The sequence below is a fragment of the Salinimicrobium tongyeongense genome (genome assembly GCF_026109735.1).
Taxonomy (GTDB): domain Bacteria; phylum Bacteroidota; class Bacteroidia; order Flavobacteriales; family Flavobacteriaceae; genus Salinimicrobium; species Salinimicrobium tongyeongense.
This window is the reverse complement of record NZ_CP069620.1, coordinates 2198118-2220023: the sequence shown is the minus strand read 5'-3', so window position 1 is coordinate 2220023 and position 21906 is coordinate 2198118. Positions and strand designations below refer to the sequence as shown.

General features: G+C 43.3%; 13 protein-coding genes, 4 tRNA genes and 3 rRNA genes. 5 read left to right on the top strand and 15 right to left on the bottom strand.

Annotated elements, in window-relative coordinates:
- Window positions 1-15: 15 nt before the first annotated feature.
- The 7 genes from JRG66_RS09835 to JRG66_RS09805 all read right to left on the bottom strand — a co-directional run bounded on the left by JRG66_RS09835 (window position 16) and on the right by JRG66_RS09805 (window position 4981).
- Window positions 16-90 (bottom strand) — tRNA-Val (locus tag JRG66_RS09835).
- Window positions 91-132: 42 nt separating this feature from the next.
- Window positions 133-207 (bottom strand) — tRNA-Val (locus JRG66_RS09830).
- Window positions 208-311: 104 nt separating this feature from the next.
- Window positions 312-1529, bottom strand: a complete 1218-nt coding sequence (locus JRG66_RS09825) for a bifunctional folylpolyglutamate synthase/dihydrofolate synthase (protein ID WP_265162595.1) — start codon at window positions 1527-1529, stop codon at window positions 312-314.
- A 5-nt stretch (window positions 1530-1534) separates the two neighbouring features.
- A complete protein-coding gene (locus JRG66_RS09820) occupies window positions 1535-2353 on the bottom strand; it encodes an energy transducer TonB (protein ID WP_265162594.1) in 819 nt (272 codons plus the stop codon).
- A 72-nt stretch (window positions 2354-2425) separates the two neighbouring features.
- Window positions 2426-2818 carry an ExbD/TolR family protein gene (locus JRG66_RS09815; RefSeq protein ID WP_265162593.1) on the bottom strand — a complete coding sequence of 131 codons (393 nt, stop codon included), beginning with the start codon at window positions 2816-2818 and terminating at the stop codon, window positions 2426-2428.
- Between the two features lies 1 nt (window position 2819).
- Window positions 2820-3521, bottom strand: coding sequence for a MotA/TolQ/ExbB proton channel family protein (locus JRG66_RS09810; protein WP_265162592.1), 702 nt, complete (start codon window positions 3519-3521; stop codon window positions 2820-2822).
- Window positions 3522-3754: 233 nt separating this feature from the next.
- Window positions 3755-4981, bottom strand: a complete 1227-nt coding sequence (locus JRG66_RS09805; protein WP_265162591.1) for a Glu/Leu/Phe/Val dehydrogenase dimerization domain-containing protein — start codon at window positions 4979-4981, stop codon at window positions 3755-3757.
- A gap of 392 nt (window positions 4982-5373) precedes the next feature.
- Here JRG66_RS09805 and JRG66_RS09800 point away from each other — a divergent pair, with 392 nt between their 5' ends.
- The 3 genes from JRG66_RS09800 (at window position 5374) to JRG66_RS09790 (ending at window position 8210) form a co-directional block, all read left to right on the top strand.
- Window positions 5374-5712, top strand: coding sequence for a P-II family nitrogen regulator (locus JRG66_RS09800; protein WP_265162590.1), 339 nt, complete (start codon window positions 5374-5376; stop codon window positions 5710-5712).
- Between the two features lie 46 nt (window positions 5713-5758).
- Window positions 5759-7006, top strand: coding sequence for an ammonium transporter (locus JRG66_RS09795; RefSeq protein WP_265162589.1), 1248 nt, complete (start codon window positions 5759-5761; stop codon window positions 7004-7006).
- Window positions 7007-7100: 94 nt separating this feature from the next.
- On the top strand, window positions 7101-8210 hold the full coding sequence (locus tag JRG66_RS09790) for a porin (protein ID WP_265162588.1): 1110 nt from the start codon (window positions 7101-7103) through the stop codon (window positions 8208-8210).
- Between the two features lie 121 nt (window positions 8211-8331).
- Here JRG66_RS09790 and JRG66_RS09785 read toward each other — a convergent pair whose 3' ends face one another.
- Complete coding sequence (locus tag JRG66_RS09785) at window positions 8332-9393, bottom strand: anhydro-N-acetylmuramic acid kinase (RefSeq protein WP_265162587.1); 1062 nt, start codon at window positions 9391-9393, stop codon at window positions 8332-8334.
- Between the two features lie 90 nt (window positions 9394-9483).
- On the opposite strand from JRG66_RS09785, the gene JRG66_RS09780 reads away from it, so the two are divergent.
- Window positions 9484-10626: an acyl-CoA dehydrogenase gene (locus JRG66_RS09780; protein ID WP_265162586.1), complete on the top strand. Its 1143-nt coding sequence runs from the start codon at window positions 9484-9486 to the stop codon at window positions 10624-10626.
- Between the two features lie 306 nt (window positions 10627-10932).
- On the opposite strand, the gene rrf is transcribed toward JRG66_RS09780, so the two are convergent.
- The 6 genes from rrf to JRG66_RS09750 all read right to left on the bottom strand — a co-directional run bounded on the left by rrf (window position 10933) and on the right by JRG66_RS09750 (window position 19325).
- Window positions 10933-11042: ribosomal RNA gene (gene rrf / locus JRG66_RS09775) — 5S ribosomal RNA — on the bottom strand.
- 177 nt (window positions 11043-11219) lie between these two features.
- A 23S ribosomal RNA gene (locus JRG66_RS09770) occupies window positions 11220-14052 on the bottom strand.
- Between the two features lie 251 nt (window positions 14053-14303).
- Window positions 14304-14377, bottom strand: a tRNA-Ala gene (locus JRG66_RS09765).
- Window positions 14378-14535: 158 nt separating this feature from the next.
- A tRNA-Ile gene (locus JRG66_RS09760) sits at window positions 14536-14609 on the bottom strand.
- 208 nt (window positions 14610-14817) lie between these two features.
- Window positions 14818-16340: ribosomal RNA gene (locus JRG66_RS09755) — 16S ribosomal RNA — on the bottom strand.
- Together the 16S, 23S and 5S rRNA genes with 2 tRNA genes alongside form the textbook arrangement of a ribosomal RNA operon.
- Window positions 16341-17378: 1038 nt before the next feature.
- Window positions 17379-19325: a putative porin gene (locus tag JRG66_RS09750; protein ID WP_265162585.1), complete on the bottom strand. Its 1947-nt coding sequence runs from the start codon at window positions 19323-19325 to the stop codon at window positions 17379-17381.
- Window positions 19326-19536: 211 nt separating this feature from the next.
- Here JRG66_RS09750 and JRG66_RS09745 point away from each other — a divergent pair, with 211 nt between their 5' ends.
- Window positions 19537-20205, top strand: a complete 669-nt coding sequence (locus JRG66_RS09745; protein ID WP_265162584.1) for a hypothetical protein — start codon at window positions 19537-19539, stop codon at window positions 20203-20205.
- Window positions 20206-20993: 788 nt separating this feature from the next.
- Here the strand turns inward: JRG66_RS09745 and JRG66_RS09740 are convergent.
- Complete coding sequence (locus JRG66_RS09740) at window positions 20994-21902, bottom strand: hypothetical protein (RefSeq protein WP_265162583.1); 909 nt, start codon at window positions 21900-21902, stop codon at window positions 20994-20996.
- Window positions 21903-21906 lie beyond the last annotated feature (4 nt).

The window sequence follows — 21906 nt, the reverse complement described above, 5'->3', positions numbered from 1 at the left end:
GAATTTCCCACTATGTGGGTGATACTGGGTTCGAACCAGTGACCCCTACCTTGTCGAGGTAGTGCTCTGAACCAGCTGAGCTAATCACCCTGAAACCAAAAAAGGCCTCCAAAAAGGAAGCCTTTACTTGTGTGGGCAATGAGGGATTCGAACCCCCGACCCCCTCGGTGTAAACGAGGTGCTCTGAACCAACTGAGCTAATTGCCCTAAAATTTTAATGAACTTCGGCATTCTTGAAGTGTCTCTCTCTCTGAATGCGGATGCAAATATAGACTACATTTTCAATTATGCAAAGAATAATTTCAAAAAAATTAAATTATTTCTGCCACCGTGAAAGTACTGCCTCCCACATAGACCACATCTTTAGCAGAAGCCTCTTGTAGCGCGGCTTCGTAAGCTTCAGTAACTGAAGAAAATACCTTCCCAAAAAGGCCATTTTTGGCTGCTGTTTTTTGTAATTCTTCCGCAGCAAGTCCGCGGGGGACATCTGGTCTGGAAAAATAATATTTTGCCGATTTTGGAAAAATGGGCAGCACCGAAGCAAGATCTTTATCGTTTACCACTCCTATCACCAGGTGCAAATTCTCAAATTTTTCTTCCTGCAGCTGTTTCATGGCATAAACCAGCCCCTCTTTATTATGTGCCGTATCACAAATTACCCGTGGTGCTTCCTGCAGCACTTCCCAACGGCCACGAAGTCCGGTGTTAAAAATGACATTTTTGAGACCTTTTTCTGCAGCTTCTTCCCCCAGCTCCCACCCAAGGTCTTTCAGCACATCTAAAGCCATAGAAACTGTACGTATATTCCATTTCTGATACTGCCCCTTTAGATCGGAAGTATATGATCTTCCGCAGAAGTCTTCGGCTAAATAAAGTGGCGCAATTTTGGCTTCAGCCAATTCCTTAAAAACAGGAAAAGTCTCTTCCTGAAACTCCCCTATCACCACAGGAGTTTTTTCTTTGATAATTCCGCCTTTTTCCGCAGCAATCTTAGGCAGCGTGTTGCCAAGAATGTTCACGTGATCAAAACCTATATTGGTGATCACCGAAAGTTCCGGGGAAATGATATTGGTGGAATCGAGCCTTCCGCCAAGCCCCACTTCAATAATCGCAATGTCGACTTTCTCTTCGGAAAAGTAGCTAAAAGCCATTCCCACCGTCATTTCAAAGAACGACAGGCTTTCCTGTTCAAAAAATGTTTTATTGGCAGCAATGAATTGCACTACGGCAGCTTCAGGAATCATCTGGCCGTTGATCTTTATTCGCTCCCTAAAGTCTTTTAAATGCGGGGAAGTGTAAAGCCCTACCTTATACCCGGCCTCCTGAAAGACCGAAGCGAGCATGTGCGAAACAGAACCCTTGCCGTTGGTACCGGCAACGTGTATGCTTTTGAAAGCCCTGTGCGGATTGCCCAGCTGCTTTACCAGTTTATTGATATTGGAAAGGTCTACCCGGTAAGCTTTATTCCCCACCTGCTGATACATGGGCAACTGCTGAAACATCCAGTCAACAGTTTCAGTATAAGTCATCAAAGTTATTCGGTAAGTTTGAAATTGTAGATAATGGTTCCAACCTGCTTCACGGGAGCATCGGGGTCGCTGTTAAAGCGCGTGGCCAGGGCTGCCCTTTTTGCAGGATCGGTAAGACAGGTAGCGTTGTTTGTTGTTCCCTTAACGCCGGGAATGGCGTGGGTTACTGCACCGCTTCGATTTACCTCGATTTGCACCACCACTATACCCGATTCGTTACAATCCTGCACAAATTTTTCTTTGTTCAAAGCCTTACGGCCACCCAACCGGTAATTGCCATCGCCGTCAAGGCCCATTCCGGTTCCGTAGTATGATTTGGCGTTAGGATCGCCATCGGGGCTGCCTTTGTCGCCCGCAGCCTGGTCGTTACCTTCTCCGCCTCTCGCCTGCCCGTCGTTAGCGGGGCCGTTTAGTATACTGCTCAGGGCATCGGTAGTAGATTTTGAAGGTTTGGGATCGGGTTTTTTGACAGGTTCTTCCACCTTTTTCACCGGCGTTTCTACCTTTTGAACCAGCTTTTCTTCCTTCTTCTTCTCAATTACAGGCGCTTCGGTAATCTCCTGGGTAACCACTTCTTCTTCAATATTGGTCTCTACCGGGGTAACCGGGGCACTGGTTTGCTGCGGTGCTGTTTTTACAGGTTCAGTAGGCTGTTCAACGCCCGAACCTACTTCGGAAGTTCCAAAGTTTATGGCTATCCCGCTTTCTGGTGGCGGGTCGAGATACGTGAAACCAAAGAACAGCAATAGCAGGATAAGCAGTACGTGAAGCACCACCGTTATTGCCATCGACTTTCGTTCGTGTTCTGTTTCCAGGTATTTCACTTTGCTCTTCTCTTAAAATTTATGCCACAAACATAGTTCCACAATTATTAAAAATCTTGTGGAACATTTTTTTTATTCAGGTTTTACGGCAAGTACGATCTTGTAACGGTTCCTGTTGGCTATATCCATCACATCCACAGCTTTTTCGATTGGCACCCCTTCTTCGGCCCGCAGGATGATGGTAGGGTCTTCTTCGCCGCTCAGGACCTCTTTCAACCTTGCTTCGAGTGCGCTGTTGCTCACTCTTTCTTTGTTGATATATACCTGAAGGTCTTTTGTAATACTCACCGCCACATTTTGTTTGGTCGTGGTCTTACCTTTTGCCTTTGGCAGGATAAGATCAAGCGCTTCCGGAGTGATGGCCGGTGAGGTGAGCATAAAAAAGATCAACAACAGGAATACGATATCGGTCATTGAACTCATACTGAATTCGGGACTGATCTTATTTCTGCCTCTTAAATTCATACTATACAGGTTCGTTTAGAAGGTCAAGGAAATCTACTGCTGTGGCCTCCATTTGGTGCACCACCTTATCGGTCTTCACCACCAGGTGGTTATACCCAATGTAAGCGATAATCCCCACAATAAGCCCGGCCACGGTAGTGGTCATGGCGGTATAGATCCCTTCAGCCAAAGCACCCATTTCGGCCTGCCCGCTACTGGTAGCCAGCTCATGGAAAGCAATAACCATCCCTATTACGGTACCAAGAAAACCAATCATAGGCGCAGCTCCCGCTATGGTGGCAAGTACGCTCACGTTCTTTTCGAGCTTATACACTTCAAGCCTGCCGGCATTTTCAATAGCTGTATTGATATCTTCCAGCGGGCTCCCAATTCTGTCAAGCCCTTTCGCTGTTAGCCTGGCAACTGGCGAGTTAGCCTGGGCACAACGTATGCGCGCAGACTCAATATTGCCATGCAGCACGCTATCTTTGATCTGGTTCATGAAGTTATTGTCTGTTTCTGAAGCTGCCTTGATCGCAAACAACCTCTCAAAATAAATGTAAATGGCAGCAAATAATAAAATAAAGAGAATAAAGATGATCACCTGACCTCCTATCCCGCCACTTAGAAACAAATCGAATAAAGAAAGTGTCTTTTCCTCTACTATTGGTTCTGCCCCCTCTGCGGCCTGGGCAAGACCATCTTCCTGAAAAAAGTATAGCATTTGTGTATCTGGTTTTTTATGTAACGTGAGAATACAATTTTAATTGTAAAGATAAACAGCCTTTGATTTATTCCAACCTAAAAGCATAAATATAAATCAGGGAGATTTCAGCTACAAGCATTTTACCCTGCAAGACAAAAATTTAGTAGATTTCCCGTCCGATTTTATGCTGAAAAATTTCTCCCAATCTTTTTATTCTGAAGCCTGCCCCCTACCGTATTCACCTTACCAAATTACACCAGCTTTGTCAGCGCAACTTCAAAGGCGGTTTTACTAATATTGGTTTTATTGCTGTTGTGGTTAAATGTATTCTGAATAGCATTTCTAATGGTAATCGAAGTATCGTTGAAGATAGCTTCATCGGTCATTTGCACCCTGCGCTCCATGAAGTAGGCAAAAACCCTTGCCATTCCGCAGTTGGCGATAAAATCGGGAATTACGCTAATCTGCTCATCGGTGTATTCCATGATTGGCCCAAAGAAGATCTCCTTATCGGCAAACGGAACGTTGGCCCCATTCGAAATCACCTCCAAACCTGAACTCACCATTTGATCTACCTGCTCCCGGGTAATTAAACGCGAAGCTGCACAGGGCGCAAAAACCTGCGCTTTCAGCTTCCAGATACGCTCATTGATCTCTTCAAAAGGAATCAGTTTTTCAGATTTTAAGGTATTTCCTTCCTTATTGAGGAACAAGTTTCGGATCTCTTCAAAAGTAAAGCCCTCTTCATTGATCAATCCGCCCGCGCGATCAATAATCCCGACAACTTTTGCGCCCATTTGAGCCAGATAATATGCTGCAGCAGAACCTACATTCCCAAAGCCCTGCACAATGGCTTTTTTGCCCTGCACATTTCCTCCGTAAACGTCGTAGTAATGCCGCACGGCTTCGGCCACTCCATACCCGGTGATCATGTCGGCCACCGTGTATTTCCGGGAAACATCGGGTGAAAATCTGCCATTTTCAAGCACCTTGATCACGCCCTGCCTTAACTGGCCTATACGGTTGATCTTATCGGCTTCGGTAGGTTTAAAATGTCCGTTAAAAACCCCTTCCTGCGGATGCCAAACGCCAGAATCTTCTGTAATGGGAATTACTTCGTGTATCTCATCCACATTCAGGTCACCCCCGGTACCGTAATAGCTTTTCAGCAGCGGAGACACAGCTTTATACCAGCGCTCTAAAACGCCTTTTTTGCGAGGATCATTGGGATCAAAATTTATACCCGACTTTGCTCCGCCAATAGCAGGCCCCGAAACAGTGAATTTCACCTCCATGGTCTTAGCCAGGGAAAGCACCTCATTCATGTCAAGGCCTTTTCTCATACGGGTACCGCCGCCGGCAGCTCCCCCGCGCAGGGAATTGATCACCACCCAGCCTTCGGCTTCAGTTTCAGGATCTTTCCAGTTAAATACAATTTCAGGGGCTTTATTTTGATATAGATTAAGTAATTCTTTCATAATATTTAAAAATTGCTGAACAAATATAAAAAACTATGAATTGCGCAATGTTATAGGCATGGTATATTTTGAATTTCACAAAAAGTCAAGGGTATAAGTGAATGGATTCTGAATTTCCCTGCCAGATTCCATTTTAGGAACCTAATTGCCTTTTTCTGAAGTTTTTGCACAATTTTTCTCCCGATTTCCTTCTGAAAATCCCAAATATCTTCCCAACGCGTGTCTTTGATTTTATCTAAATAATAAAATTATATATTATTTATTATTACCCCCTAATTTTATAGGGGTTTAAAATATCAAACATATTATTTTACACACTTAACCCCTATTTTTTTAGAGTTAAATAGATTTTTAATATAATTTTACGGGTATTAACACAAAATTAGGTCTTTATGAAAAAAATCGAAGCCATCATTAGACAGTCAAAATTTGACGATGTAAAAAAGGCTCTTCATGAAATTGGTGTCAATTTCTTCAGTTATTGGGATGTTACCGGAGTAGGTAACGAGAAACAGGGACATGTCTATAGAGGTGTCGCCTACAGCACCACCGACATTCAACGCAGGAAGATATCTGTAGTTGTTTCTGATGAATTCCTCGAAAAAACTGTCGAGGCTATTCTCGATGCAGCCTATACCGGCGCTGTGGGAGACGGTAAAATCTTTGTCTCTCCGGTAGAGGAAGCCTTTAGAATTAGAACAAAAGAAAGAGGCAGCCTCTCGCTGGCGTAATGCACTACTAACTAAACTAAACCAATTCAACTTAATATTATATAAAATGGAATTACTTACTAATAACGTATGGATGATGGTCTGCACCGCACTGGTGTTTTTTATGCATCTTGGATTTTCTTTACTGGAAGTTGGACTCACCCGTCAAAAAAATGCCATTAACATCCTCTTTAAAAATGTTTTTATCATTTGTACCGGATTATTGCTCTATTGTCTCATAGGTTTTAACCTGATGTATCCGGGTTCATTCATTATGGGAATTATCCCCGACTATTTTGTGGGACTTTTTGGCTTACACGCTCCGGTAGCCGACGGTGCTCTAGACCTCACCTACAATGAAGGTTACACCTACTGGACAGACTTTTTATTCCAGGGAATGTTTGCTGCAACTGCTGCCACTATTGTATCGGGTGCGGTAGCTGAAAGGATCAAACTATCGGCTTTTATGCTATTCTCCATAATTTACCTGGCTTTTGTTTATCCCATTGCCGGTTCTTGGAAATGGGGGGGTGGCTTTCTTGATGAACTTGGGTTCTATGATTTTGCCGGCTCTACCCTGGTACATTCTGTTGGCGGCTGGGCTGCTCTTGTGGCAATTTCTTTGCTAGGTGCCAGAATTGGCAAATTTGGAGAAGACGGCAGCTCTCATGCTATTCCCGGTCACAATGTACCTTTAGCAACGGCCGGGGTTTTCATCCTCTGGCTTGGATGGTTTGGCTTTAACGGAGGTTCGGTACTCTCTGCAGATCCATCTGCAACTTCCCTTACTTTAGTGACCACCTGCCTTGCTGCAGCAGCCGGGGGTATTTCTGCTTTCCTTGTATCGACCATCTGGTACAAAAATTATGATCTCACCATGTTCCTGAACGGGATCCTCGGAGGGCTTGTGGGCATCACGGCAGGAGCAGACCTCATGTCTCCTACAGATGCCGTGCTAATTGGGCTAATTGCCGGAATACTCATAGTTGCAGGCGTTGCACTTATTGACAAAGTAAGACTGGACGATCCCGTAGGTGCAGTAGCCGTTCATCTTATTTGCGGAGTCTGGGGCACTCTGGCCGTTGGGGTCTTTGGATCACTGGCAGGCTTTGACCAGTTTCTCAACCAGCTAATAGGAGTTGCTGTAATTGGTGCTTTTTGCTGTATATCGGCATTTGTGATTCTTTTTGCTATTAAACGTTCCCTGGGTCTACGTATGGAAACGCATGAAGAAACCGAAGGCCTTGATATTCACGAACATGGTATGGATGCATATGCCGAATTCGCAGGCAAAGCAGAGCCTGTAAAACAATAAAAAAAGAAGGAACGCCTGGCAGGGCGCTCCTCCTGAATTCATTTCAAAAAAACTAAAGTTCAACTCATTTCAACTAATCAAACAAAGTTTTAACATGAAACAAATCACTATTACAAAAATGCAGAAATTTTTAATTTTTGCCTCCATCGGGCTGTGGAATCTTTCTGTTTCTGCACAGGAATCTGAAGTACTGGAAGAAGCACTACCCGGCTTTAGTATTACGGGATCTGTAGACACCTATTTCAGAACAAATTTCAATGGCCTCAATAAGTATGTGTATGGGTCCGATGGCGAAACTCCAATTGCTGGCCCCCAGGCTCCCGCAACTGCTTTTGCCAATGATCCGGGTTTTGCATTGGGAATGGCCAATGTCATTCTTGGCTACAGAGGCAAAAAAATAGGCTTCGTGGCCGACCTTGTGTTTGGACCCCGGGGCGAAGAAGCGGTTTTTCTCTCTATGGGCTCCAGTAATATTGTTAATCAGCTGTACGTGTTTTATAATGTAAGCGAGAAGGTCAGGCTCACCCTGGGAGATTTCAATACCTTTTTAGGCTATGAAGTGATTTCACCCGTAGATAATTTCAACTATTCTACTTCCTATATGTTTTCCTATGGCCCTTTTTCGCATACCGGTTTAAAGGCAGATATTGCCTTAAGCGATAACTGGAGTGCCATGTTGGCCATCATGAACCCCACAGATTATACTGAATTTGATCCTTTTGGAGTGTACACCTTTGGAGCTCAACTTGGTTATTCTAACAGTTCCGGAAGTGCATACTTAAACCTCATTTACGGAGAACAGGCTCCAGGCCTTGATCCCACTTTTCAAATAGACCTAACTACCGGCTGGGACTTCTCTGAGTCTTTTTACCTGGGGCTTAATACAACCTACAATAGTACAGATGATGTTGGGTTCTATGGTGTCGCACTATATCCGCAACTACAAACTTCTGAGAATTTTGCTATAGGCCTAAGGGCAGAATATTTTAAAGAACACGCAAATGGCCACGATGAAACCGTAGTGTACAATTCAGACGCTAGTCTCACTGCCTTCACCCTTACCGGCAACTATACTGTAGGAAGCCTAAGCATAAAACCCGAATTGAGACTGGACAGCGTTGACAGGGATGTCTTTCTTAACCAGGACCTGGAACCCACAGATAATCTATCCTCTTTTATTCTCGCCGCAGTTTATGCTTTTTAAAAACCCGGGCAGGATAGGTTGCCCCCGGCACTTCTATCCTGCTTATATTTCAGCTTAAACAGATACTTCCTTATACCCACGCCTTTAGTGATCCTTAAGCCTGTACATTATATAATAAGCTTCATGCATTAAAAATCTTTCCTGAAGAATGATCTTTTGAAGCTCCCGTCACCGAACTTAAAACATTGTTTTCTCCTCTCAGCTTCAGGACCCCCAAAAATGCGAAAATGAGAGCTTCTTTAAAGTTGACCACATCAGCCGGGGGGATCACAACTTCAGTTTTGGTGCGCTTCTGAATTTCCGCAATCAAAAACTGGTTAAAAGCGCCGCCACCGGTAACCAAAACTTTTTCTTCGGAAGAATTTCTGAATTCATTGGCGATCATTTCCGCAGCATGTTCGGTGTATGTCCGCAAAAGATCGGGGATAGAGCCATACTTCTGAAAAAGTGGAAAAATGTGCTTCTGCACCCATTCAATTCCGAGGGACTTTGGAGGACGGAGGCCGTAAAATGGTATTTTTTCAAGCTCTTCTCGCAGCCCGGGAATGACTTTCCCCGATGCCGCAACTTCCCCATCTTTGTCATAAGGCAGGTTTATATGTTGGGAAAGCACATTGAGCACGGTGTTTACAGCGCAGATATCGTAGGCCAGGCGTTTGCCGCCATTTATGGTTGAAATATTGGCAAATCCGCCAATATTAAGGCAGTAATCGTATTTCCCAAACAACAATTCGTCGCCAACAGGCACCAAAGGCGCGCCCTGCCCACCCAGCTGTACGTCTTGCACCCTGAAATCACACACCACCTTACAATTTAAGAGCTTTGCAAGCTCAGGTTGGTTGCCTATTTGCAGCGTAAATCCATTTTCCGGTTCATGTTTTATGGTATGTCCATGGCTGCAAACCGCATGGGGGTCAAAAATGTCATTTTTGACAAGAAATTCTGAAATGACTTTTCCTAACAAGTGCGTGTAGTCACGATCAAGTTTACGCAGCTTATGCTCGTCGAAATTGACAGCTTCAGAAAGAATTTTCTGCCAGTTTTGCGTATAAGGAATGGTTTCCGCAGCAGTTATTTGATAAGACCAGGTTTCAGAAAAGGTGAAGTTAACATAGGCTACATCTATGCCATCGAGGGAAGTTCCCGACATTACACCTACAACGTTATAGTTATTTTTGTTCATCAGGGTAAAAATAGCCAACTCAATTGAAAAAACGCCTGTAAAAAGGTATCTTTGACCTTAAAATTCAACATTTTCTAAAAAATATACTGAATGGATTTCAAACTCACCGAAGAACATATTATGATCCGCGATGCGGCACGAGATTTTGCAAAGAACGAGTTGCTCCCCGGAGTGATTGAGAGGGATGAAAAACAGGAATTCCCAAAAGAACAGATCAAGAAAATGGGGGAACTTGGCTTTTTGGGCATGATGGTGTCTCCTGAATATGGCGGTGGCGGTATGGACACGGTATCTTATGTTTTGGCGATGGAAGAGATCTCGAAGATAGATGCTTCGGCTTCCGTGGTAATGTCTGTCAACAATTCTTTGGTTTGTTGGGGGATTGAGAAATTCGGAAATGAAGAGCAAAAACAGAAATACCTTCCAAAACTGGCCACAGGAGAATCTATTGGTGCTTTTTGCCTCTCTGAACCTGAAGCCGGGAGTGATGCCACTTCTCAAAGAACAACGGCAATTGAGAAAGATGACCACTACCTTTTAAACGGAACCAAAAACTGGATCACCAACGGCAGCACCGCCGATTATTATATTGTGATCGCGCAAACACATCCCGAAAAGAAGCATAAGGGTATAAACGCCTTTATCATCGAAAAGGGCTGGAAAGGCTTTGAAATAGGCCCAAAGGAGCAGAAGCTGGGAATCCGCGGAAGCGACACGCACTCCCTAAACTTTAATGATGTAAAAATTCCAAAAGAAAACCGCATTGGTGAAGACGGGTTCGGATTCAAATTTGCCATGAAAACACTTTCAGGAGGGCGTATTGGAATTGCGGCCCAGGCTTTGGGTATTGCAGCCGGAGCTTACCAACTGGCAAAAGAATATTCTAAAGTGCGTAAGGCTTTTGGAACTGAGATCATGAACCACCAAGCTATTGCCTTTAAACTGGCCGATATGCATACTTCTATTGAGGCTTCACGCCATTTGGTGATGAAAGCGGCCTGTGATAAGGACAATGGAGAAAATTACGACCTGAGTGGTGCCATGGCTAAGTTGTTTGCTTCAAAAACAGCCATGGATGTTACTGTGGAAGCGGTACAGGTACACGGCGGAAACGGATATGTGAAAGAATACCATGTAGAACGCCTGATGCGTGACGCCAAGATCACTCAAATCTACGAAGGCACTTCAGAGATCCAGAAAATTGTGATCTCCAGGAGTATTTTGAGAGATTAGGACTGATTTAAAAACTGAAGATAATGATGAGCCCGTTCTTTTAGAGCGGGCTTTTTTATGGATACTATTTTGGAAGTAATACAATTTATTTGCAAAGCTGATCACAATTATTAATCCGCGCCAGCTAAAGGGATTTAAAATTCAAGATTTAAGGTTCGTTAGCATATTTAAAGGCAGGGAGGCTAAAACTTGGTTTATACCAAGAGAAAAATGTTCTTGATCCGCTATCGGGGCTCCCACGAGATGCACAGTACGCGAAATATTAAGAAAAAAAAGACCCTTACATTTCTGTAAGGGTCTTCTAAAGAAAGGCGGCGACATACTCTCCCACAAGATAGCAGTACCATCTGCGCTAACGGGCTTAACTTCTCTGTTCGGAATGGGAAGAGGTGAGCCCCGTTGCTATAACCACCTTAGATCGTTAGTATGGCAGTGTTCAGTGATCAGTTGGCAGTAGCCTTTTGATTACTTACTGGATGTCATACCTAATGAGTTGACATAATTGGAAAATAAAAATTGAGATTAACATGTCTTTTAAGCAAAGGTCATTTAAAGCTTTAGGTTTTCCTTTCCGGCCCTTGCGAGCCGGAAAGTGCACTAAGCTATACGGATTATTAGTATCACTCGGCTGTGACATTACTGCCTTTACACCTGTGACCTATCAACGTGGTGGTCTCCCACGATCCTTTAAAGAAATCTCATCTTGTGGTGGGTTTCGCGCTTATATGCTTTCAGCGCTTATCCCTTCCCAACGTAGCTACCCAGCAGTGCTCCTGGCGGAACAACTGGTACACCAGAGGTTGGTCCAACTCGGTCCTCTCGTACTAGAGTCAGATCCACTCAAATTTCTAACGCCCACTGTAGATAGAGACCGAACTGTCTCACGACGTTCTGAACCCAGCTCGCGTGCCACTTTAATGGGCGAACAGCCCAACCCTTGGGACCTTCTCCAGCCCCAGGATGTGACGAGCCGACATCGAGGTGCCAAACCCCCCCGTCGATGTGAGCTCTTGGGGGAGATCAGCCTGTTATCCCCGGAGTACCTTTTATCCTTTGAGCGATGGCCCTTCCATGCGGAACCACCGGATCACTATGCTCTACTTTCGTACCTGATCGACCTGTATGTCTCTCAGTCAAGCTCCCTTATGCCATTGCACTCTACGCACGGTTACCAAGCGTGCTGAGGGAACCTTTAGAAGCCTCCGTTACTCTTTTGGAGGCGACCACCCCAGTCAAACTACCCACCAAGCACTGTCCTTCCAATGGAAGTTAGGCTTCAAACAAGTAAAGGGTGGTATTTCAACAATGACTCCACAACCCCTGGCGAGGCTGCTTCAACGTCTCCCACCTATCCTACACATCACTTGTCCAAAGTCAATACTAAGCTATAGTAAAGGTTCACGGGGTCTTTTCGTCCCACAGCGGGTAATCGGCATCTTCACCGATACTACAATTTCACCGAGCTCATGGCTGAGACAGTGTCCAGATCGTTGCACCATTCGTGCAGGTCGGAACTTACCCGACAAGGAATTTCGCTACCTTAGGACCGTTATAGTTACGGCCGCCGTTTACTGGGGCTTCAATTCAATGCTTCGCAAAAGCTAACATCTCCTCTTAACCTTCCAGCACCGGGCAGGTGTCAGACCCTATACGTCATCTTTCGATTTAGCAGAGTCCTGTGTTTTTGATAAACAGTCGCCTGGACCTTTTCACTGCGGCCCACATCTCTGTGGGCGACCTTTCTCCCGAAGTTACAGGTCAATTTTGCCTAGTTCCTTAGCCATGAATCTCTCGAGCACCTTAGAATTCTCATCCCAACTACCTGTGTCGGTTTGCGGTACGGGCTGCTTTGCTCGCTTTTCTTGGAAGTCGATATTCAGGATTATCACCGCCGCCGAAGCTTGGGTGTACTATCGGGGTGTTACCACTCCCTTCAACGCACTATTCCGTCAGTGCGCACCTAATTCTCGCCTCCGTCACTTTTAACGCAAAGCAGGTACCAGAATATTAACTGGTTGTCCATCGACTACCCCTTTCGGGTTCGCCTTAGGCCCCGACTAACCCTCAGCTGATTAGCATAGCTGAGGAAACCTTAGTCTTTCGGTGTGCGGGTTTCTCGCCCGCATTATCGTTACTTATGCCTACATTTTCTTTTGTAACCGCTCCAGCAACCCTCGCAGATCACCTTCTACGCTGTTACAATGCTCCCCTACCACTCACAACTTATGTTGTAAATCCATAGCTTCGGTAGTATGTTTATGCCCGATTATTATCCATGCCGAACCGCTCGACTAGTGAGCTGTTACGCACTCTTTAAATGAATGGCTGCTTCCAAGCCAACATCCTAGCTGTCTAAGCAGTTCAACCGCGTTTTTTCAACTTAACATACATTTGGGGACCTTAGCTGATGGTCTGGGTTCTTTCCCTCTCGGACATGGACCTTAGCACCCATGCCCTCACTGATTAACAACATTTTATAGCATTCGGAGTTTGTCAGGAATTGGTAGGCGGTGAAGCCCCCGCATCCAATCAGTAGCTCTACCTCTATAAAACTAATTAATCGCTGCACCTAAATGCATTTCGGGGAGTACGAGCTATTTCCGAGTTTGATTGGCCTTTCACCCCTACCCTCAGGTCATCCCAAGACTTTTCAACGTCAACGGGTTCGGTCCTCCACTATGTGTTACCACAGCTTCAACCTGCCCAAGGGTAGATCACACGGTTTCGCGTCTAACACTACCAACTAAAGCGCCCTATTCAGACTCGCTTTCGCTACGGCTCCAGGTCTTAAACCCTTAACCTCGCTGGCAACGTTAACTCGTAGGCTCATTATGCAAAAGGCACGCCGTCACCCAAAAGGGCTCCGACCGCTTGTAAGCGTATGGTTTCAGGATCTATTTCACTCCGTTATTCACGGTTCTTTTCACCTTTCCCTCACGGTACTGGTTCACTATCGGTCTCTCAGGAGTATTTAGCCTTAGCGGATGGTCCCGCCAAATTCATACAGGGTTTCTCGTGCCCCGCACTACTCAGGATACCACTATGGTTTATGATCTTTACCTATACCGGGCTATCACCGTCTATGGCCGCTCTTTCCAAAGCGTTCTAGTTCATTACACAACCAATGTCGTGGTCCTACAACCCCATGCAGCCCGTAAGCTACATGGTTTGGGCTAATGCGCGTTCGCTCGCCACTACTAGCGCAATCACTATTGTTTTCTTCTCCTCCGGGTACTTAGATGTTTCAGTTCTCCGGGTTCGCCCTCCTTGCGGAGTAACATACCTTCAGTATGCTGGGTTGCCCCATTCGGATATCTGCGGATCAACCTGTATGTGCCAGTCCCCGCAGCTTTTCGCAGCTTATCACGTCCTTCATCGCCTCTGAGAGCCTAGGCATTCCCCATACGCCCTTATTTAGCTTATGTGCTTTTACCTAATATGCTCTTGCAAGTTATGAGTTATGAGTGCAGAGTTATAAAACTCCCTTCCCAATCCCTCAAAACTTAAAAATATAATTTGCTCTATCTATAATCTTACAACTATAGAAATTTTTATGTTTCTCGTATTCTTATTTTCCAATATGTCAATGAACGTTGTCGCGAGTCGCGACAGACAATAAATTATCTATCACTTCGCATGCAATACTCTTAAGATTTTCATCTCAAGGCATTGCCTTGTGGAGAATATCGGAGTCGAACCGATGACCTCCTGCGTGCAAGGCAGGCGCTCTAGCCAGCTGAGCTAATCCCCCGTTTTTTTCAGTTAGCAGTGATCAATATTCAGTAATCAGTCTTCACTGTACTGCGTACTGCTTAACTGCGTACTGTAAACTGGTTGCCCAACTTCTAAAATTTCCTTCAATAATTCTCAATGAACTTCGTACTCCGTATTTCTACCTTCGTACTTTAGTAGTCTCAGGCAGACTCGAACTGCCGACCTCTACATTATCAGTGTAGCGCTCTAACCAGCTGAGCTATGAGACTGCAATTTTATTGTATAGTGTATACTGTCTATTGTATATTGAAATGACCTTTACAAGATCCCTTTACATTATACATTCTACAAAATACATTATACAGTAAAAAATTAAATTGACAGTGAATTAAGACCAAAAGAAGTCTTTTACTTCATTTGTAAAAAGGCTCCTTATGTCGTAATTGTGTTTTGCCTTATAAGAGGCAAAAGCTCTAGAAAGGAGGTGTTCCAGCCGCACCTTCCGGTACGGCTACCTTGTTACGACTTAGCCCCAGTTACCAGTTTTACCCTAGGCGGCTCCTTGCGGTGACCGACTTCAGGTACCCCCAGCTTCCATGGCTTGACGGGCGGTGTGTACAAGGCCCGGGAACGTATTCACCGCATCATGGCTGATATGCGATTACTAGCGATTCCAGCTTCACGGAGTCGAGTTGCAGACTCCGATCCGAACTGTGATAAGGTTTATAGATTCGCTCCTGGTCACCCAGTGGCTGCTCTCTGTCCTTACCATTGTAGCACGTGTGTGGCCCAGGACGTAAGGGCCGTGATGATTTGACGTCATCCCCACCTTCCTCACGGTTTGCACCGGCAGTCTGGCTAGAGTTCCCGACATTACTCGCTGGCAACTAACCACAGGGGTTGCGCTCGTTATAGGACTTAACCTGACACCTCACGGCACGAGCTGACGACAACCATGCAGCACCTTGTAACTTGCCCGAAGGAAAAGGTGTTTCCACCCCTGTCAAGCTACATTTAAGCCCTGGTAAGGTTCCTCGCGTATCATCGAATTAAACCACATGCTCCACCGCTTGTGCGGGCCCCCGTCAATTCCTTTGAGTTTCATTCTTGCGAACGTACTCCCCAGGTGGGTTACTTATCACTTTCGCTTAGCCACTCAACCCTCAATTAGGTCAAACAGCTAGTAACCATCGTTTACGGCGTAGACTACCAGGGTATCTAATCCTGTTCGCTACCTACGCTTTCGTCCATCAGCGTCAGTAAATTATTAGTGATCTGCCTTCGCAATCGGTATTCTATGTAATATCTATGCATTTCACCGCTACACTACATATTCTAACCACTTCATAATTACTCAAGGTATGCAGTATCAATGGCAGTTCTACAGTTGAGCTGCAGACTTTCACCACTGACTTACAAACCCGCCTACGGACCCTTTAAACCCAATGATTCCGGATAACGCTTGGATCCTCCGTATTACCGCGGCTGCTGGCACGGAGTTAGCCGATCCTTATTCATACGGTACCGTCAAGCCTCTTCACGAAGAGGTGTTTCTTCCCATATAAAAGCAGTTTACAACCCATAGGGCAGTCTTCCTGCACGCGGCATGGCTGGATCAGGCTCTCGCCCATTGTCCAATATTCCTCACTGCTGCCTCCCGTAGGAGTCTGGTCCGTGTCTCAGTACCAGTGTGGGGGATCTCCCTCTCAGGACCCCTATCTATCGTAGCCATGGTAAGCCGTTACCTTACCATCTAGCTAATAGAACGCATACTCATCTTTTACCGCCGAAACTTTAATCATTCAAGTGATGCCACTAAATGATACTACGGGATATTAATCCGGGTTTCCCCGGGCTATGCCCCTGTAAAAGGTAGATTGTATACGCGTTACGCACCCGTGCGCCGGTCGCCACCATCCGAAGACGTGCTGCCCCTCGACTTGCATGTGTTAAGCCTGCCGCTAGCGTTCATCCTGAGCCAGGATCAAACTCTTCATCGTTAAATCTTATATACTTTAACAACTACTAAAGGAATTCCTCTTTTTCAAGACCATTAATGATCTATCAAAGCTCAAAACGTTCTTCTAGTCTTAATTCTTATTTTGCATTTGTTGCTAATTAAAGCAACATACGCGCTGTCAATTCAATATGTCAATGAACTCGGACCCCTCCGCCTTTCGGCACCTCCCCTTAGAAAGGGGAGGATCATTCCGTATAATTGGAAGGATCGTCTTGTGAAATAAAAGGAGTTGAACCTTTTCTATTATTACCCTAACCCGGGATTCCTTTTCAATATTTTTTCTGAACTTTTGCTCTTTCTCAAAGCGGCTGCAAATGTACAAGCTTTTTTAAAACTGGCAAGAAAAAAATTTTATTTTTTTCTGAACCCCTGAAGTTAGCTTTTCGCAAAAGAGGATGCAAACTTACAACCTTTTTACCCCAACTTCAAAATGTTTTTCAGAGAACTTTTTCGACTTTTTTACAACTCAAGGTTGCCTCTAAAAGCGGATGCAAAGATAAAACCAATTTCCTTTACAATCCAAGATAAAATTCAAAAAAAATTCAGAGAACTTATTTGCTTTGATCCTTTGCTACACCTAGGCTAAGCCATTGCTTCCCCTACTCCGTCACTCCCTCTCAAAGCGGCTGCAAATATACAACCGAATTTCAATCCCGCAAGCCTCAACCAAAAATATTTTAAGCTTTTTTTGACATTTTAAACCTCCCGGAAACTAAGGTGCTGAAAATGACATTTTTGAAGTCAGAGTTTAGAAGGTAGAATTTAGAAGTAAAAACTAAGATTGGGTGTCAGAAAAGTATTGCTCCTATTAGTACATCCAAAAAATTCTAAAGTCGCACATCTACTTTCGTACTTCGTTTGCGTTAGCGGGTGAAGCGGCAGCCCCCGATAGCTATCGGGGCTACAGCGGAACACGCGACCCGCCTTTGCTAAAGCCCCATCGGGCCCACCACTAACGAACGAACTACCGAATATACTTAAAATAGCTAAAATAAAAGGCGGGGAACGCCCAGAGGATCTACATAAAGAAATTCCAGACCAGCCCAAATCTTATTCCGAAGTCACGTGACGGATAAAGGGGTGCAGAAAAGTTGTTGTTGGTTTCTAACAGGTAATTCATGTTTTCGAGCTTGAAGAATATTCGTGCCTGCCTGATTTTACCGTTAAAAAAGAAATCGACTGTTGGGAAACCTTCAATTTCCTGGCTGTTTTGCACATAAAATTCGGCCAGGATCGGGTCGTAACCGTTCATTTCATAATTAGTGAAATAATTAAGCGTGAAACCTGTTTGAAGATAAAGCGCGCGCTGAAACCAGTAGTCTTTATAATAAAAAGTATTCCTGGTGACAAAATCGGGCACGTTCAAGACCTGGCCTCCATCAAGTACATTCTGGTAGAGCAGGGTATTATTAAGTGCAAATTTACCAAGACTAAATTCTCTCTCAGCTTTTATTTTCACATAACTTACCTGCTCGCCATGTTGAAATGGCCTAACCAAGCCTGTATCATCAAGTCCAAAATAAGCCATATCATTTATGGTAGAAAACTCGACATTAGCATTCAACAATTGTGGAGCCCACAACTCGAAACCCAGAGACTGTCGACTTTCATTAGAAAATGAAGTTTGCCAGTTATAGTTTATATAATCGCTCTGGTACAGAAGAAAATTGTAATTGGGGGCACGATCATTAATATTAGCTGTGGCCGCAACTAAAAAATCGGGTGAAAGAGCATATGACAATCGGGCACCGAGATCATACCCGTTAAAATCCCCTGTCAAATTGATCATCCCGCCAGCCTTGAACTGGAAATCCCCTAAAGTGCCCAAATAATCCCCCCCAGCCGAAAGAATGTTCCCTTTTAGCCTATTGACAATGAAACCGTCCTCAAGATCGAGCACCGTATTATAGCCGTAGTTGTAGTGGGTATGCCTTCCTCTTGCAATGATCTTTGCAAGATTCCCTGCTGTAAAACCAACATACACTTCATTGGCAACAGAAGTAAGCCGGGTTTCATCCCTTAAACTCTCTTCTTCAAATGAAGGGCCCAAAAGTTCACTGGCAGAGGCCTGCTGATACTGATATTTCTTATAGGTATAATTTAAACGGTGGCCAACACGAAAATCCCGCTGCGCAAGAGAATCGGCTCTTTTGTAAAGGGCATACGAATGGTCTAGGAAAAATCTTTTACCAAATAATGTAGATTGCGCATCTTCGAAGTTGACATCGAGACGGGAACGATCTTCAAATTCGGGATTCTGGGCGATATATTGCTCTAGCGCAGAAGGCGTGAGTCCGCCATTCTCCTCATTGAGCAAATCTTGGGAAACAAAATGCGTTTGTATATTATACCTCCCATTGGGAGAGCTGTAACTGAGCGTGGTTCGAAAATTCCCTGTACTGGTTAGCATATTTTGATATCGACCTAGCGAGCGAAGTCCTTTATATCCTATTGAAAAATTTAGATTAGGAGAAGTGTTTACAGTAAAAAGAGCATCAGCTGCCTGGCCTTGTTCAAATACTGTCTTAAAAAAAAGTTCGGTAAACGGAGTGGGAACGTTATAATAGAAGATGTCTTCCACTTCCATAAAATTATAATGTCTCGCTCTCGCCCCAAACTGAGGAAGTACCTCCCGCTCTTCAATAAAATTATACGTTAGCCGATTATAAGAACGACCGACATTAGAAAATGGCAGTAACCCGAAGTTATCTTTTCTAAGATAGTTAAAACGGTAATCTTTGTACATATGAAGGGTGGTATCTACTGTTGTGGTATCGTTATCTACGGAAATAATCTTGTAAAGATCAATTGGGGCTTTTTCTACAGAAGATTCATTTTTTGAGTCACGTGCAGTTTGATCCTGGCCCTGAATATTATTCACACCACGATTAAGCCTTCTTTCCTGGGCAAGTAAACCGAAGGGGATTAAGAATATAAGAACAAGTAAAATTGTTATTTTCTTCATACAAATCATTAACTGCAACAAAAGTATGATAAATGAAATAACATGATTAGAAAATAAAAAAAAACCTTCACGGATATACTTTCTATAACGTCATTTAGGAATAAGAAATACAATTACAGAATAATTAAAAAAAATTCACCCTTACATAATTACAACCTACACCTTTGGCATAATTTTAGTAGATTAGTCGAAAATCTATAAAAATTAAATTATGAAGTTCTGGCTTGTTTTATGCTTATTCATCACTCCATCTTTACTAATTACTGCACAGAATATTAACTTACCTACGGAATATATTAGAAACACTATTAGTGGAGAAAAAACCTTACCTGCTAATGTACAAGGGAGTCCATATCCCACAGAAGAGTTTCAGCAAGGCACCGTCAACATTCTTGATAAATCATTTACCACATTAGTTAGATACAATGCCTTAGCAGATGCTTTTGAAATAAAAGATCCAACAGGTGAAATAACTAATTTGTTAAGAAGACCCAATATCACAGTGGAATTAAATGGCAGTGATTACGAAATAGAATATTTTATTGATGATGATGGGAATAGACGTCAGGGCTACTTTCAAAAGTTAAATGATGGTGATGCCGTCTTTTTAAAAAGACGAGGGGTAATTAAACAAGATGCGTTGAGAGCTACTAACAGTTATGGACGTGATAAGCCAGCATCCCTGGATCATTATGAAAAGTATTTCTTGAAAAAGGGAGACACTCCAGCTGAAGAAGTAAGATTAAAAAGAAAGGATATCTTAAGACAATTGAATAATGAGGAAGTAGAACAATTTGTGAAGAAACATAAATTTAAGCTAAAGAATGAGTCTGAAGTTATACAAACCTTAGAATTCTATAATTCCTTGAATATTGAATGAAACTAAAATTTTTATTTATTTTTTCGCTCAAACCAGATTTGTAAAAGAAAATTAGAACTCTTTTAAGGTATATTAAGAAGAACCCTGTAAATAAACACTTTACAGAGTTTTTATTTACATATATGATAACATCTAAAATTCCTAATTAAGTTATTGTAATTGTCTAGCAGTATTACCATTTGCCCTTGCTGACTTAAAGTTCCCCGCCTTTAGACCAACCTGAAATTTAGCAGAGCAGTGTCACAAACTCAGCGAAGTGAAGGACTAAAAGAAGAGAAACACTTTTATTTGTTAATGATCCCAAAAACGCTGTAAAGCCGTTATGATGTGATGAGGATATTGTTTCGCGGCAGATATCTGAAAAAGTTATCCTTTAAACTAGCATATCCTCAGCCAAAAAAATTTCTTTTTTGAATTGAAACACTGTAGTGCTAATTGGAGAGGTCGATCCTATTCTTAAGGAATTCTGTTTTCAACTTCCTCAGAAATCTCTTTTTTAATCTTTTAATTTATGTGTCGCGTTTCTTTTTTAAGGTATAGCTACTGGCTTTGGTAAGATCTAGTCTGATGTATTATGTTTTCTATACCAATTATATGCTTCTGATTTTATTCAAAATATACAATACTAAGTTGCAATCCTTCTGTGTACGTTTAATTGTTTGTTTGTTGAAGAACTAATAATAAAATCAGATTACCATCAATTTATTTCAGAAAGAGGGTTGAGCAAAAAAAAGGGCTGCTCAATATAATTGAGCAGCCCTTTTTCATACTATTAACGCGTTTAAACGTTACTCTTCAGAAGAACCGTCGCCTTCTCCTGGATCATTCGACTCAACAGTATCCAGAGTAATTGTTTCTTTAAACTTAACTCCTCCATAAGCAGCAGGATTAATTACATCACCTCCAACTTTTAAAACAGGGAAAATCTGAAGTACTTTCTCACAAGAGTTGAGTACTGCACCTGTAGCACTCACAGTATATTCATATTCATCTCCATCATAAAGTGTGGTAACATGATATTGTTCTGCTATAGATAATTCTCCTGTTTCAAGGTTTACATCAACCTTTACAGGTGCGCTGTCAATAATTTGTTCACCCCAAAATTCAGGACCTTCAAGCCATTGATGCGCTAGACCAGTCATCATCAATTCTCCATTATCATTCAAAAAGGTTTCTACTTCTGTTTGATAACCATAGTGTTCGCTCCAGCTTCCCGGCCCGCTCCAGGTACCAACATACTCATCTAGAGTAGTCGTACACCATCTGAACATTTCTACCTCATACTCTCCAAGGGTGATACTGGCATCAGATCCTTCAATTCCAACAAGATCGAGTGCCAAAACAGAACTGCCTGTTTCAGGAATTGCATCGAAATCTGCAGTGATCGTAATAGTCCCAACAAAAGAATTAGCTGGAATTACCAGATTACTAATCTCATACTGATCTGGGGTAGCCGTAGTGTTCTCCTCATCAATCTCTACTTCAATAGATCTATCCGAAGAAGATCTTGTACTAACAGCCACTTCTACAGTAGTAGATCCTCCCTCTTCTGCTACAGGAATACTTCCTGAAGATGAAGAAAATTCAGCTAAAGTCTGTCCATTATTTACATCATAAATAAGTGGATCTTCCTCACAACCAACAAAGGCAACTGCTAGGAGAACCAATGTTGAAAGTTTAAAAATTTTATTTTTCATTATT